This window comes from Paenibacillus amylolyticus (genome assembly GCF_036894225.1).
Lineage (GTDB): Bacteria > Bacillota > Bacilli > Paenibacillales > Paenibacillaceae > Paenibacillus > Paenibacillus amylolyticus.
The window spans coordinates 6,344,172-6,360,599 of the sequence record NZ_CP145892.1; the positions used below are offsets into that span (position 1 = coordinate 6,344,172).

13 protein-coding genes are annotated in these 16,428 nt (G+C 45.7%); all 13 read right to left on the bottom strand.

Features of this window, described 5'->3' with window-relative positions; all coding sequences use genetic code 11:
• Positions 1-59 precede the first annotated feature (59 nt).
• The gene (locus tag V6668_RS27950; protein ID WP_338707211.1) at positions 60-1,709 is read right to left on the bottom strand and encodes an ABC transporter substrate-binding protein; all 1,650 of its coding nucleotides are present in this window, start codon (positions 1,707-1,709) and stop codon (positions 60-62) included.
• A 27-nt stretch (positions 1,710-1,736) separates the two neighbouring features.
• The gene (locus tag V6668_RS27955; protein ID WP_036667808.1) at positions 1,737-2,606 is read right to left on the bottom strand and encodes a carbohydrate ABC transporter permease; all 870 of its coding nucleotides are present in this window, start codon (positions 2,604-2,606) and stop codon (positions 1,737-1,739) included.
• Positions 2,607-2,621: 15 nt separating this feature from the next.
• Positions 2,622-3,482, bottom strand: coding sequence for an ABC transporter permease (locus tag V6668_RS27960; protein ID WP_235193717.1), 861 nt, complete (start codon positions 3,480-3,482; stop codon positions 2,622-2,624).
• A 331-nt stretch (positions 3,483-3,813) separates the two neighbouring features.
• The gene (locus V6668_RS27965) at positions 3,814-5,361 is read right to left on the bottom strand and encodes a response regulator (protein ID WP_338707212.1); all 1,548 of its coding nucleotides are present in this window, start codon (positions 5,359-5,361) and stop codon (positions 3,814-3,816) included.
• 288 nt (positions 5,362-5,649) lie between these two features.
• The gene (locus V6668_RS27970) at positions 5,650-6,873 is read right to left on the bottom strand and encodes an MFS transporter (protein WP_338709010.1); all 1,224 of its coding nucleotides are present in this window, start codon (positions 6,871-6,873) and stop codon (positions 5,650-5,652) included.
• Positions 6,874-7,065: 192 nt separating this feature from the next.
• Positions 7,066-7,215 carry a hypothetical protein gene (locus V6668_RS27975; protein WP_338707213.1) on the bottom strand — a complete coding sequence of 50 codons (150 nt, stop codon included), beginning with the start codon at positions 7,213-7,215 and terminating at the stop codon, positions 7,066-7,068.
• Positions 7,216-7,428: 213 nt separating this feature from the next.
• On the bottom strand, positions 7,429-7,641 hold the full coding sequence (locus V6668_RS27980) for a hypothetical protein (RefSeq protein ID WP_036612733.1): 213 nt from the start codon (positions 7,639-7,641) through the stop codon (positions 7,429-7,431).
• Positions 7,642-7,653: 12 nt separating this feature from the next.
• The gene (locus tag V6668_RS27985; RefSeq protein WP_036612735.1) at positions 7,654-8,529 is read right to left on the bottom strand and encodes a hypothetical protein; all 876 of its coding nucleotides are present in this window, start codon (positions 8,527-8,529) and stop codon (positions 7,654-7,656) included.
• 339 nt (positions 8,530-8,868) lie between these two features.
• A complete protein-coding gene (locus tag V6668_RS27990; RefSeq protein WP_338707214.1) occupies positions 8,869-10,932 on the bottom strand; it encodes a molybdopterin oxidoreductase family protein in 2,064 nt (687 codons plus the stop codon).
• Between the two features lie 425 nt (positions 10,933-11,357).
• The gene (locus tag V6668_RS27995) at positions 11,358-12,209 is read right to left on the bottom strand and encodes a formate/nitrite transporter family protein (protein ID WP_338707215.1); all 852 of its coding nucleotides are present in this window, start codon (positions 12,207-12,209) and stop codon (positions 11,358-11,360) included.
• A 378-nt stretch (positions 12,210-12,587) separates the two neighbouring features.
• Positions 12,588-13,949, bottom strand: coding sequence for an FAD-dependent oxidoreductase (locus tag V6668_RS28000; RefSeq protein WP_036667816.1), 1,362 nt, complete (start codon positions 13,947-13,949; stop codon positions 12,588-12,590).
• Between the two features lie 485 nt (positions 13,950-14,434).
• Entirely contained in the window at positions 14,435-14,914 is a 480-nt protein-coding gene (locus V6668_RS28005; protein WP_047840764.1) for a glutathione peroxidase, read from the bottom strand.
• A gap of 239 nt (positions 14,915-15,153) precedes the next feature.
• On the bottom strand, positions 15,154-16,038 hold the full coding sequence (locus V6668_RS28010; protein WP_036612750.1) for an ABC transporter ATP-binding protein: 885 nt from the start codon (positions 16,036-16,038) through the stop codon (positions 15,154-15,156).
• Positions 16,039-16,428 lie beyond the last annotated feature (390 nt).

The window sequence follows — 16,428 nt, forward strand, 5'->3', positions numbered from 1 at the left end:
CTAGGTATATCACATACAGGAAGGTTTCCCCAAAGTTTTAGCGCTCGATTTCTCACGTATTATTTGGACTGATATCGATCATACGCAGCCTGATGAACCTCAATCGCCCGGTCAATATCCATGCTCTTGATTGTTTCGGCCATCTTGTCAAATTCGGTGATCGGCTTCTGTCCGCTAATAATGGCAGTCATCGTCTCATTCAAATACGTATTCACCTGACTCATGATGGATGTACTTGTGGTCACCTCATCTGTTGACAAACGAATTGGAGGAAGCGTTAATGCTGAGCTTGCTTTCATCCATTCCGCATTCGCCGCACGCTGTCCATCGTCAAATAATAATGCATCCAGGTAACGGCTATCCTGATTGATCGGACCGTCCATAATGGATAGGGCATAGGAAGCCAGTGCCTGGTCATACGTCAGACCGTTCGGATTATCAATGATGGTATCTGTGAATTTGACACCTTCCCCGTCACGAACATAGCTGTCATTTTCGATACCAAAGTTGAACAGATCACTACCCTCTTCGCTATAGTTGTAGTCCATCCACTGAACAATGTATTTCAATTTGTCTTCGTCTGCGGAAGCTGTAATAGCCTCACCATAAGTCAACACTTTAGCGTCCAGATTAAATGTCGCATACGAAGTTCCATCCGGAGATACAGGCCATGGTACACCCGTCACGTTAAAGTTCGGATCCGTATCTCTCATCAGATTGAAGTATTTCCCCATGCCGCTGAACACACCACCCTGATATGCGCCTGCCAGATTGCTGGTGACCTTGTAATCGAAAGCTTTACCGTCATTGGTCATGATCTCGGGATCAATCAGCCCTTCTTTGTACCACTTGGCCATGGTCTCCAAGAAATCACGGTAGCCCGGCTGAATCGGTCCAAACTCCACCTTGTCTCCATTCATCTGGAAACCACCAATTACACCAAATGCCGCGGCAAAATCATGGAGCTTGGTCAGGTTGCCCGGTCCCCAGTTTCCGGTGAATGGTAGCTCATCTGGCTTGCCGTTGCCGTTAGGGTCCTGTTCCTTAAATGCCTTAAGCACCGTATACCACTCATCAATGTTGGTAGGTACTTTGAGATTTAATTTATCAAGCCAGTCCTGGCGCATAATTAAACCTGAAGTGGCATTCAGCTTCAATGCATCCAGCTTCAGCAGTGGGAACATATAGATCGTGCCATCGTCGAGTGCAATCTGCTTTTTCACATCCGGATCGGATTCAATAATCCGCTTTAAGTTTGGTGCATAACTGTCGATCAATTCATTCAACCGGATGATCCGGCCGTCCTTGATCATTTTTTCCGGTCCGCCAACGGCATCCGCCCAGTTATAATAAATGACATCCGGTAGCTCCTTCGTGGAGATCAGCAGATTGAACTGGTCACGCTGTTGTCCAAGCGGAGGATGTGTGAACTTCACTTTGATGCCTGTCAGCTTCTCCTTTTCCTTATAAGCCGCCATATCGCCAAAATTGTTCAAGGAAGCTGTCAGTTTGGCATCATTGGCGCGCCAATAGTCAATGGTAAATGGCTCACTTGTAATCGGTAGCGGAATCTCGGTCAACGCCTGAACCGCAGGTTCTGTTCCCTCTGCTGGCTCTGCACTACCTGGTTCATTATCACCCGTACAGCCCGCCAGTAAAGACATGGTAAGTAGCGATGACAACACGATGGACCCCATTCTTTTTTTCACGTAATTCGCCTCCATAGGATACATTTTTTATTGTTTCACAGCACCGATTAGAGCGCCCTGAACAAAATAACGTTGGATGAACGGATATACCAGCATGATCGGCAGTGTGGAGATAATAATAGTCGCATATTTGATGTTCTCCCCAATGGCAAAGCCGGTATCGGCGCCAGCGCCCATGGCCTCTGTACTGCTGCTGATCAGAATATCACGCATAATAATCTGGATCGGATATAACTCCTGACTACGCAGGTAGAGCATTGGTCCGACATAATCATTCCAATGGTCAACCGCATAATACAGCATCATGACCGCCAGGATTGGCTTTGACAAAGGCAGTACAATTCGGAACAAAATCAGAAAGTCATTGGCACCATCAAGCTTCGCCGATTCGATCAGACTGATCGGAATGCCCTCAAAGTTTGTTTTCATAATGAGGAAATAAAACGTGCTGATGGCACCCGGAATAATAAGCGCAAAGCGAGTATCTACCATCCCCAGATTTTGAATCAGCAGAAAAGTTGGAATCATACCCCCGCCGAAAAACATCGTGAACGTAATTAATTTCATCAGCGTTTTTCTGCCCATCAGATCACCGCGTGAGAGCCCATATGCAGCCAGCGAAGTCATGAGCAGATTGATGGCTGTACCCACCACAACATAGAACAAGGTGTTCATATATCCCGTATAGATGCGAGTATCCTGAAATACCGACTTGTACGCTCCCAGCTGAAAACCTTCAGGAATGAGCATCAGTGAACGGGAACGCAGCATCTGGTCCGGGTCGCTGATTGAAGAATTGAACACGTACAGCATCGGGTACAAGCATAAAACCATGATCACCAAGAGCAGCAGTGTATTAAATACATCAAAAAGTCGTTCCCCTATAGACTGTTTCATCGCTTCACCTTCCGATTACCATAGACTGGTTGAGTTAAGCTTTCTGCTGATCGCGTTTGCGATAATGAGCAGCGCGAAATTAATGACGCCGTTAAATAGTCCGATGGCGGTTGAATACGTATAGTTCCCCTCCAAAATACCGGATCGATAAACAAAGGTGGATATGACATCCGATGTCTCATAGGTCGGTGCTGTTTGCATCAGCAATATTTTCTGAAAATCCGCATTCATGACCGCCCCCATACGCAAAATTAACATGATCACAATCGTGGGCATAATGCCCGGCAGTGTAATATGTAACAGCTGTCTCCAGCGGCCTGCACCGTCAATTTTGGAAGCCTCATACAATTGAGGATCAATACCACTTAGAGCTGCCAAAAAGATAATCGAGGCCCAGCCTGCGCCCTGCCATATGTTGGACAGAATGTACATCGGACGGAACATATCTTTTTCTGCCAAAAACATAATTGGCTGCAGATCGAAAAAGTCACGAATGACGTTAAACAAGCCACCGTCCAAAGATGAGAACGTTTTCAACATTCCAACCACGACGACAACCGAAATAAAATGCGGCATATAACTGATGGTCTGTACTGCACCTCTGAACCACTTCTTCCGGACTTCATTCAGTAGCAGTGCTAGTAGAATCGGAGCCGGGAAACCAAACACAATACTGTAAAAACTTAAAATCAGTGTGTTCTTAATCAGTCGCCAGAAATAATAACTTTCAAAAAACATGGTGAAGTTGTCAAATCCGACCCATTCCCCTGCCAAGATTCCTTTGATCGGGTTGTAGGATTCCTGAAATGCCATCAGTAGCCCGTACATTGGCCCATAGCTGAAAATCAGATAGTAGGCTACCACAGGAACGAGCATCAGATAAACGTATCTGTTGCGGACAAGTTCCTTTTTCACCGAACTCCATTTGCCAGCTGGCTTCAAACGCCCAGGTTCAATCCCCCGGCTTCGATTCAGCTCCATCCACTCAACCTCCACTCTCGATGTTCATTCACTAACATGACACTTCTAATGATAGAAGCGAGCGCCTTTTCTTCCCATGCTCATTTCCGATAAATGGATGTTCAAAACCGAGTTCCGTCCGACAAAAAAAGACCCTGCTGCCGATGAATGGCGTACAGGGCCCGATCACAGATTAGATGTAGATCGGATATAAAGATTAGCTATGTAGAAGCGCAGCAACGCTGTCTTAGGGTACTTTTTTATACTCGGAAGGGGAGAAACCCGTGTATTTCTTGAACATTTTGCTGAAATACGGCCAGTTGGCACCAAAGCCTGTCTGTTCGGCAAGCGAGGATACAGTGCAGTTCCCGTCCTGCTCCAGAAGCTCCAACGCTTTACGGATGCGGTAGCTTAACACATAGTTCGTAAATTTCTCACCCGTTTCTTTTTTGAACATTTTGCCGATGTAGTCTGGATTCATGTATATTTCCCCAGCGATGGACTGGAGTGTTAATGTCTCGTCCTTGTAGCGTTTCTCTACCAACTGTTTCACACTGCCTACCATCTGCGATTGTCTGGAGCGATGTTGATCATAGCGGCGCAAGGTGATTTCTTGGGCGACGGCAAGCAGAAACTGTTGAAAAGAATGCAGGGTGCTGGATTCAATCATGCCTGGCAACTGGTCCATATACCTTTTCATCTCGGCAGAACCACTGAGTCGAATCATCTCCATAAACATCTGAATAAGATAGGACTTCGTTTGGGATATATCGTATCGCAAGCTGGCAAGCAGCTGAAACATCCGGTTCAGCTCTGATCCCACTTCCTGCCAGTGTCCCGCCTTGATTGCAGTAACCATCCGCTCCGGATCGTATTCGAATTCAGGAAGAATGCGCTCTCCGGGAGAGTAAATATCCCGTTCCATAATGAGACTGCCCTCACCGAGGTAAAAGCGGTAATTGAGATAAACCAGCGTCTGCATGTACAAATGGCGTGCCTGCGAGAGGTCTCCTGGCTCGCTTAGTGCTATCGTGAGATCATCATGATAATATCGGGTAAATGTGGCGCGAATCTCATCGATATTATGGAACAACTGCGTTTCAGACAACTTGTCCTCCATGATTAGTAGCACATGCCTTCCAACCGTGGCACTTAATATTGGATTGTGAAAAATATCTTCGGCAATGTTCTTCACCGCGAACAAGTGCAAATACTCATGATCCCCCTCAATCTCTACCAGTAGCAACCGCACACGCTGATCCTGAAACTGTACATCGAATAATTCCTCGAAATACTTCCATTCCTTGACCCCGTATGTTCTGTTCGTGACTAGCTCTTTCAGAAAATATTCCTTGGCATGCGGCAGTACACGCTCCAGATTATATTGGATCGACTGCACAAAACGCTCCTGATCGGTTAACTCTCGCTTCTCACTGACCAATTCACTGATAGCCTGTACAAGATGCTCCTCGCTGCAGGGCTTAAGCAAATAGTGCTTCACCCCATACTGCATGGCCGTTTTCGCATATTCGAACTCCGTAAAACCCGTGAGCATGATAAACGAGATATGCTGATACTTCTCTGCCACAGCTTCAACCAGCTGTAACCCATCCATTCCCGGCATGCGGATGTCCGAGATGATGATATCCGGGCGTTGCCGCTCAATTGAAGCAAGCGCTTCCAATCCATCTTGAGCAATGCCGATCAGTTCTGTTCCTAATCTGGACCAGTTCACCACACTGGAGATCCCGTCCGAGATCATAAATTCATCATCAACCAGCAAAACCTTGTACATCGTATGCATCCTCCTGCCTTTAACCAGTTCCATTCTATTATATGGGCATTATGCACAAATAGAGGGGAGGACATTGAATGACATGGAATTGCACCCTAACAAGTCTGATTTCTGAACATTCATGGCTCATCTCATCGGAAAAATCATTCGCTGGTAAGCTATTGGAGTTAGTCTCTGTAAAGACAAAACAACCCTCACCCCGCTACTGGGGTGAAGGTTAGCCTCGCTTCATTTTACAATATCATCAGGGTACGGTTACGGTACAGGAAAAGAAATTACGATACTGCGTTACGTATCCATTCCATACTCTTTCACTTCACGATTGCGGTTCAACACTGCGTGCAATACAAAACCAAGTACCGCAATCGCCGCTGTGCCTGTTGCCAGCCACGCTACCGGAATAAGTCCCTGTTTGTCATACATGACCCCCATCGCATAGGGCCCGATAACCCGTCCAACCGCACCGATTCCACCCGATATCCCGATGTAAAAAGGTGCCGCCCTGCCAGCATGCTCCGATATGAAGGCAGGCGTTGCAGGGGAGATCAACATCTCTCCAAACGTGGCAAGTACCATTGCAAGCACCATGCCTGGATAGCTGTACATGGTAATCATCACAATGTAGGCCATGCCATAGAATACCGCACTCGCCGTCATCTGGGCAGTGGAGGTACGGGCCATGGTCCGTTTCACCCAGCTGGTAAAAGGTTGGCCCACAAAGATCAGCACCCCGTTCAGGGTCCAGAGCAGACCGTACATTCTTTTTTCCATACCCTCAGAAATGATATACGGGGACACACCTGTGTTCCAGATGGAGTTGCCAAATAACAGGAAGAGCACGCCCAAGCTCATAAACAGATATAATCGGGTATTACCCAGCAATGCCCAGACGCCCGGCCCATCGGGGACGGTTTTCCGTTTGGTCAGATGTACTTCCCCCTGATCCGGTTCGACTCGCGACAGATAATACCAGAAGAATATCGCAAATCCGGCTGAGGTCACTCCGTTCAGTACAAAGCTGAGGTGATAGGAAAAGTCAGCCAGGAAACCACTCAGCGCCGTACCAATCGCCACCCCGATATTGTTCGCCACATAGATAATATTGAATAATTCACCGCGTCGCTCCGCAAACCGGAAGCCAATAAAGGCTTGAATCGCTGGCAGCGACAATGAACTGAACAGCCCAATCCAGCCCATGGCACATATAAATACGACCCAATACGCACTAATCCACGGCAACGCAAACAAACCTAACGCATTAAGCGCCAGTGAACCAATGATCAGCTTCTTCACGCCCACCCGATGGTACAACGAACCACCAAGCAATTGTCCAAAGATGCCACCCAGGGACTGAATGAGGATCACAAAACCGGCGTTGGCCATCGTTCGTTCAAGTTCATCAAACACATACATGGTGGTCAGCGGCCACATCAGTGCACTGCCGGTTGCGTTAACCAGACTTGCTAATAAAAATATTCTCACTTCTTTTGGATAGTTATCCAGCCATCTCATCATCTCTAGTTCATTCTCCTTAGTACCTCTGCACATACAAATAGCCATAAAAAATAGACCTTTGCCCTGACGGCATAACCATAACCAGCCAGAGCGAAGGTTTTATGAAGTGTTACATCAATTGCTCTTTAATCCTGCTCAAATTCTAGCCTTTGTTCATCTTACCTCAAAAAAATTACGCCGCAAGCACACTCATTGACGCTTCACTTCAACAGTGGCCGAGAAGAAGGTAGCCCCGTTCCCCATGTCCGACAACCGATTGGACGTCAGTGAATTCGCCCGTTGCTTCTTCCCGTCACCATCCCACCATAAGCCTTGGCTGATGACAGTTCCCGGCAACATGGCTTCACAAAAAAATCATTAAATGACCTTGTATTTAATATTCATGTCAGAAACGTAGATTTGAATTTTAGGCCTAACTCAAACAACGCGCACCGACTGAATATCGATACGCGCTGGAAGCAAAGGTTTTAACTTAAATTCTACTCAACAGGGTATAACTAGTTCATTAAGAAATTTTTTATTATTTTTAACATACATCCCACAGAAATCCCACTAAGGTGCATCATTTTTTTTTAACTTTTTAAACTTTTTGACTTCATGAATTAATCTAATTATAAAAGCAATTTCAAGAGGCATACAAATGATAATTGCCACCACTAAAGAGGCCTCTAACGCCATATAAAATAATATTAAGACACCAATAATATAAACAATGGACATAATGATATCTCTCTTCGCTGCCTCGTATTCGGTTAATTGCTTCATATCATCATTCCTTTATAGCTTCTGGAGTACTACATTATATACCCCGATATCAATTAATTCATCATAAGTTCTTTCATCCCCGCCATCATTCACCTGTGCTGTTTTGCCATTAAACGTAGCTTTTACTATATATCTCTCTGAGGCCAATCCTAGCATACCCTGAGAATAGACTTCCACTTGTGTTAAATATCTAGTTGCATCCATGGCACCAATCATTGAATCAACTGTAACTCCTAGAATCGTGATCCCCATTGCCTTCAAGAAGGTAGTGAACTTACCCTTAGTATAATAAATATCTATTATTGTAATTACCGTTGCTATAGCAGTCCCAGCGGATATATTCAGCTTATAATGCTTATCTTGCAGAACAGATTGCTTTTGATATATAGAACCGTATTGCTTCCAAGCCGTATTATACTTTTGCTTAACAAAGTTAAAACCTGGAGAAGCATTCAAAACAGCGCTTTGTGTTTCTACCGCTCCTGTGATTTGATTATCATATTCATTAGAAAGTGCATTACCATCTGACTCACTAATCATTTCACTTGCTTTTTGTGTAACGACCTCACCATCCGCCGTAGTAGTTACTATTTCGTCAGAACTTATATCGTAAATGGCTTCAGCTACGAGTTTATTGTCTATAAAATGCTTAACAGTACGTATTCCGTTTTCTTCTTTTATATTAAAATCTATTACCTCTCCTGTTTTAGTCTCTTCATAGCTCGCGTCAATATCAATTAACCCGTCCTGATCAGAATAATTATAGTTCAATTCTTTAATTTGATCATCTTCTACCCCACCATTATCAGCGTAAGTGTTAGCAGAAAAGGTTGAAAGTACTAATGTTAACATCAGTGTCAGAGAAGTAATTAAAGCAATTCTTTTCATTATATACCTCCTTATTAAGTTAAATAGATAACAAGAAATAATCCATTTACTGGTTCAAGTATGACATACAGAGGATATAATGGAACCCTTTTTTAGAATATTAATACAAATTAACTACATTATTTCGGGAGATTAGGTCTATTTACTTATATTTAACTTTAGGCACTAATAAATTAATACACCTGACAAAGAACCTATCGCCCTATCGTATACTATTTTTAACACATTTAAAGTACAGCTTCTTATAAAAATAGGCCTTTACTCTGACAGCATAACAGTCAGTGCAAAGGCCATTGGAGTTGTTCATATTACCTCAAAAAAATCGCGCTGCAAGCACTCTCATTGCCGCTTCACTTCAACAGTGGCCGAGAAGAAGGTAGCACCGTTACCCATGTCCGACAACCGATTGGACGTCAGTGAATTCGCCCGTTGCTTCTTCCCGTCACCATCCCACCATAAGCCTTGGCTAATCACTGTTCCCGGCAGCATGGCTTCACTCACCTTGGCGGTAAGTTCAATGCGCCCACGATCATTCCATACGACCACTGCATCTCCATCTTCCAGGTTTCTACGGATGGCGTCCTCGGGGTGTATCTGCAATAGAGGCATCTTTTCCAAACGCTGATGTTTGGCTGAATTACCAAAGGTGGAGTTCAGGAAATTATGGTTTGGCGGCGACAGGAACATCAATGGATACGTATCGGCAGGTCCAGCCGGATTCTCCCCATCGTATCCTTCAACCAAAGCACTATAGGTAGGGAGCGGCGGAAGCCCTTTCTGTTCCATCGTCTCCGAATATAATTCAATTTTGCCTGAAGGCGTGGGCAGCTGATCCAGATATGCAGCATATGGCGTCATATCCAGCTTCACGAATCGATGTTCCTTCAGTCCTTCCAACGTGACCCCATTCATGTAGGGGTTGCCTGTGCCCTGAAGTGCGTCCTCAATCATCTGTTCCGGCGTTTCTCCGAAGATTGCAGGATCGTACCCCATAGCCTGCCCAAGCAGTGAGAACAGTTCCACATTGCTCTTGCTCTCCCCAATCGGTGCAATCACCGGCTCTTGCAGATGAACGTACTGATGCCAATAAGAGGTGTACAGGTCCGTCGCTTCAAATGAAGATGTGGCTGGCAATACGATATCTGCATATTTCGCCGTATCCGTCATGAACAGATCATGCACAACCGTGAACAGATCCTCCCGTGCAAAACCTCGCTCCACCCGCTCGGTATCCGGTGCCACCACCAGTGGATTGCTGCAGTAGACCATCATCGCTCGGATTGGCTGCTCTGCTTCCAGCAACGCTTCACCAATCCGGTTCATGTTCACCACTCGCGGCTCCGGATTCTGCCGTAGCTCCGGACGTTCGAGCGCGTCGCTATTTGTGCTCGCGTAGCTGTTAGTGCGAACGGCACCGCCGCCTTGCTTCAGCCACTGCCCTGTAATGGCAGGCAGACATGCAACGCTACGCACGTTCATCCCCCCATTATCATGGTGCTGAAGGCCATTGCCGATGTGAATATGGGCTGCCTGTGCGTTGCCGTATAGTTCGGCCAGCTCCACAATCGTTTCCTCCGGCACGCCCGTAATGCGTGCCACACGTTCAGGGGTGTAACTGCGGACATGATCACGTAGTGCCTCATGACCTATCGTATACTTTTGCATAAACGCTTCATCCGTTAGTCCCCGTTCGAACAACACATGCATCAATCCTAGCGCCAGTGCACTGTCCGTGCCCGGATACAGCGGAATAAACCAGTCGCCCCACTGTGCGGTACGATTGCGATGAACGTCGATGACGACGATCTTGGCGCCTTTTTTGCGGGCTTTCTCCGCCAAAACGACCTGGTGCATATTGGTACTGACGATATTGCCACCCCACACCAGGATGAGATCCGCATGCTCCGTATCTTCCGGCACCGTTCCCCGATTGGCACCCATCGTATATTTCCAGCCGGTATTTCCAGCGGAGTTACAGATCGTCTGCTCCAGTACACTCGCACCAAGCGCATTGAAGAAACGCCGATCCATACCGTCTACGCCGAGAATGCCCATGTTACCGTAAAAGCTGTAGGGCAGGATACTCTCCGAGCCGTAGGTTTCGGACAATGCAGTGAATTTGGTCGTAATCTCGCGAATCGCTTCATCCCAACTGATTCGTTCAAACTGGCCTTCACCTTTGGCTCCTACACGTTTCATCGGATATTGTAGACGCTCGGGGTGATACACCCGCTCAGTCATATTTCTGACTTTATTACAGATGGCACCCTTGGTGATCGGATGATCCGGATTGCCTGCCACCTTCACAATTTTGCCGTTCTCTTTATGTAATAACAGACCACAAGTGTCCGGACAGTCGAGCGGGCACACCGCCGCAAATACACCATTCTCCTGATCGATCATCGTAAGGCTCCCCTCTTTAAAAGCTATCCCTATATCATATCTTCTTCGAGGTTATCGCGCAAAGAGAACAGTATGTTTTTGCTTCATATTCGCCGCTATGGCGGCTTTAAATTATTTTCAAAAAAATGTTTTTGAGTTTGATTCAACTTCAGAATTCAGGGGTAAATTAAAAATAAGGCATTAGGCTAGTGTTTCCCCACTTCCTCCTCATGCCATATCATGGACCACTCCCGAAATTCGCCATGAACAGGTTTCGTTCCCCCGAACCTTGTCATGGCGAATTTATTTTGCGTTAAACTCCAACAAGGACCTCATACAAAAAAACGATCCCGCCCTGCTCCATCACAGCATATTCGCCATGAACCGAGCAAGATCAGAATCGTCTTCACTTCTAATACACGTGTATCCATACCTCGCTGTGCCCACTATGCTTGTTTGCTCAACATCACTCTAGCCTCCGTCTCCACAGCTTCGATCGACGTTGCTATCTCCGGCTTCACTTTTGGCTCAGCTTGGCGCAGGTACACCACCCAATAGGCTGCAGCTACAAACAGAGCACCACCAGTCAGATTCCCGAGCCATACCGGAATGAAATTCATCACATATTGACCCCACGAATAATGTCCTTCAAAGATTGCCGCCGGGATGAGGAACATATTGGCCACAACGTGCTGGAATCCAATCGCCACAAATGCCATCGTTGGAAACCAAATGCCCAGTACTTTGCCACTCATCGTATCGGATGCATAAGATAACCACACGGCCAGCGCGACCAGCCAGTTACAGCCGATGCCAGAGATGAAAGCTTGCAGGAAGCCGTCATGCAGCTTATGCCCAGCCATATCCACCACTTTTGCCAGATATACACCCTCTCCGGTCAGACCCAGCACATGTCCAAACGCGTACGCGACAAACAAAGCTCCAACAAAATTACCAATCGTCACTAAGGTTAGATTTTTCAACATACTACCCACAGATAATTTTCGTGCAATCGTAGCAAGTGGAACTGCCATCATGTTACCCGTCAGCAGCTCGCCACCACCTATGAGTACCAAGATTAATCCAACCGGGAACACTGCTGCTCCAATCAGATTGACCAGACTCCCCCACTCTGCTGGCGCAGAAGCAATTACCCGAATATCCAATAGAAAACCCAGCGCAATAAAAGCCCCTGCCAGAAAACTAAGCACCAGTACAGAAGACGCCGGATATAGCGCCTTTTTCATGCCTGTCTGCGCCGTATATTGTGCAACCTCAAGAGGTGTTTTTGCTGCCATATCATTCATCCTCTCCTTCATTGTTCATCATTGGATAAAACCATCTGAAATTCATTAGTTATGCGTTGAATACCACATCCTAATTGTATCTCGGTCCTAAACATAACTTTGTGCAAATTATCACAATGTTACTTAAAAAGATACTTTAAGAGTGTCTTGGAATAGTTATGACAGCAAGAGTGTAGTAAGGCCTTTTGTAGCTAAAACAACAAAAAAAGAAGACTGACGATATACTCGTCAGTCTTCTCTTTCCTTTATAATCGTCCGCCTTGTTTCGTAATCTTGGCAGTTATCGCACAGCTCTTATTTACGGACAAGCATGACTTATCTTTGTATGGCGTTTATCAAGATCGCTGTTCAACCATCTATTCTGCTTCCTTACACCATTGCTGGTGCTTTTACTTCTATTGGAGGCAGTGCTTGCAGACCAGCCGTGTTCAGGAAGTTCCATGGTTTGTTGTAATGTGGCTGGAAGAAGAAGTCGATGAAGGCCAGCTCATCTACGGTCATGTTATTTTGGATGCAGACCGAGATCGTATTAATCGATTGGGTCAGATCAACCTGAGACATCACCTGTGCTCCAACGATCCGACGAGTAGCCTGCTCATATACTACTTTGAGCAACAGTTTCTCAGCCGTTGGCATGAACTCCGGACGGTAGCTGTCTTCCAGTACGACAGATTCAACAATCAGACCTTCGTCAGCCGCAGACATTTCCGTCATCCCTGTACCCGCGATATTTTGCTCATAAATTTTAATACCCGATGTTCCTTGTGTACCCATATACGGTGTCGTAGGACGAACCAGGTTGCGGGCTACGAGTGTACCCATCCGTACGGCGTTGGTTGCCAATGGAATGTACGCTGCTTTGCCTGTTGGGTTGTAATGAATAGCACAGCTGTCACCCGCAGCGAAGACGTCTTTTTGACTCGTTTGCATATATTTATCTACGATGATTGCGCCGTTTGGCAGCATATCCACTTGGCCTTTGAGCAGCTCTGTATTTGGACGGAAACCAATGCACAGAATAACCAGATCGGTTTCAAACTCTCCTTTGGACGTGATCACCTTAGTCACTTTGCCATTTTCACCAGTAAACTTCTGTACCGTTTGACCAAGAGCCAGCTTGATGCCGCGTCCAGTCAACGTATCTTCGATCGCATCCGTGAATTCAGGGTCCAAGTATTTGTTCAAAATCCGGTCCACACTGTCGATCAGGGTAACTTCCTTGCCGTTCATTTGGAAAGCTTCCACCAGCTCTACGCCGATATATCCTGCACCTACAACCGTAACACGTTTGGCATCTTTGGCTTTTTCAATAATTGTGTTGGAGTGATTGTAGTTTTTGCAAAGTAAAATGTTGTCCATCTCGATGCCTTCAAGCTTCGGAACAACAGGCCATGAACCCGTGGTCACGATCAGTTTGTCAAACGTATCTTCAAATTCTTCCCCGGTTTGCAGGTTTTTAGCCTGAAGGGTATGACCCTTGGCATCAACTGCTGTAACTTCATGAAGCATCTTGGTCTCAACACCAAGCTCAGCCAATTGATTAGGCGAAGAATAGAACAAACCGTCAGGGTCTTTCACAACCCCACCTACGTAGAGCGCAATACCACAAGATAGGAAGGAGATATTGTCATTGCGCTCATACACGGTGATGGTAGCATCCGGGTACAATTTGGCGGTATTTACGATGGCTGCGGTTCCTGCGTGTGTACATCCGATTACTGCGATTTTCATTAAAAGTTCCTCCTCGAAATATATAAATGAGTTTGAATATAAGGTTATTATGGTTGTGAAACATTTCACTTCTTGTTCGAAACTGTATATGTGATTTATTTCACTTTATACACTTATTATAATGTGATATTTTTCACATTGCAATAGGTTGAGCAAAAAAAGTTTGTCGAAAGAGGTCATTCCCCTGTATTTAAGCCTTTCTTCCCTTCATTGTATTGGTTTCATTGTCCCCGGATTTGATCAGGTTTATGCTATGTAATGGCTTCCGCGATCCCTGTATGAACGCCGTGTGGACGTATAAAGTTAGAGGTGTCTCCTGTATTCTTGTTTAACTTTTACAAAAAATAAATGGCTTCAATTTTCATTACAGGGTTGATTTCATGGATCCGACTCCTACCTGTGAAGAGAATAAATCCGCGTATATAAAATAATCAAAGAAGCCTGTCCTTGCTTATGCAAGGACAGGCTTCTCAAACGTTCATGTATTAACCGAGCAACTTCTCGATATCTGCAATCATTGTCTCCGGAGATTCTTTCGGTTCAACACGACCTACCACTTCACCTTCACGGTTAACAAGAAACTTGGTGAAGTTCCATTGAATGTCGCTTGTTTCACCTACGCCAGGTTGTTGCTCCTTCAGGTATTGGAACAGGGGATGAGTGTCCTCACCATTCACATCTACCTTGGCAAACACCGGGAAATTCACACCATAGTTAATCTGGCAAAATGATTCCGCTTCCTCACTTGTACCTGGCTCCTGCCCTCCAAACTGGTTACAAGGGAAACCCAGTACAACCAAGCCTTGATCGCGATAACGATCATAAAGCTTTTGCAATTCACCGTATTGCGGGGTCAGCCCACACTTGCTGGCTGTATTGGCAATGACCAATACCTTACCTTGATACAGATCCAGTGAGACTTCTTGGTTCGCGGTGGTTACCGCCTGATATGAATATACGGACATGACTGATTCCTCCCATGACATATGTTGGTTTGGGCTGTTGCGAGCACGTTGGCATAACCAATGAACCCACAGCCTGTCCTATTATTATAAACCTGATCCAATGTGATTACCAAATCCCGGGTCTACTCGTCCCCTTTGCTCCCATGCATTGCAAATCCCCCATGAATGCAAAAGAGCCGCGTGCGATAGCGCACAGCGGCTTCATTCTATAATGTAAGGACCACATATGGCCCATTTCGTTAACTTCCTGTCGCTTGAACACGTGGTTCTGCCCGTCCTCCAGCATGAACCATCGCGCTGTTCATGACCAGCTGCTCTGGCGTCTTCGATTGCTGGCGTTCGCCTGCAAGAGCGTAAGGCAAGCAGAGCGGTACACCGGAACGCGGATCAATCACGATATCTGCTTCAATGTTGAATACTTCACGAAGTACATCTGAGTTCATAACTTCCACAGGTGAACCATGAGCGATGGCTTTACCTTTTTTGATACCAATCATGTGATGTGCGTAGCGGGAAGCATGATTCAAGTCATGCACAACCATAACAATGGTACGGTTGGCTGTGGCATTCAGTTGCTCCAGTAATTGCAATACTTCGAGCTGGTGAGCCATATCCAGGAATGTAGTCGGCTCGTCCAGGAAAAGGATATCTGTTTCTTGGGCAAGTGCCATGGCAATCCAGGCACGTTGACGCTGTCCACCGGACAGTTGATCAATCGGACGATCATGGAATTCAGTCATGGCTGTCACTTCAATAGCCCATTCAATCATACGTTTGTCTTCCGCACGCATGGAGCCAAATCCTTTTTGATAAGGAAAGCGACCATACGATACCAATTCAGTAACGGTAAGACCTTCAGGGGCTGTTGGATTCTGTGGCAAAATCGCAAGTTGCTTGGCAACTTCACGCGTGGACTGTTTATGGATGGACTTCCCGTCGAGCAATACATTACCTGCTTTTGGAGCCATAATACGTGCCATCGTTTTCAGGATGGTTGACTTCCCTGAACCATTGGCTCCAACAAGTGCTGTAATTTTTCCTTGGGGAATCTGAATATTCAGATCCTCTACAATTAGTCTTTCCTCATAAGCGATATCCAGCTTGGTCGTCTCCAGACGAAACATGCGATCATCCCTCTCTCATTTATCCCGGTTATGTAATCCGGCTATGACAACAAAAACGAAATTGTAATTCTGTGATTTCCGACGCAAATATCTTCTACACTAAAGATACTGATAATCATTATCATTTGTCAACATAAAAAACCAAATTTTCTTCTCTTTTCGTGCTTTATTTGGACTTTCTGTAGCAGAAATCCCGCTCTTTTCCCAAGTACACATGAGACCTTTTCTCATTCATTCCGCGCACTTTATCACTTCTGACTGTTTTTCAAACTCTTGAATCGCAAATTTTGTGTCCGAATTGTGAATGTGTGAGTTTTTTTCATGCAATGGCTGTATCCGCCATATCAAACAAAAAAAAGATGACCTTGAAATCTAAAGTTCAAGGTCATC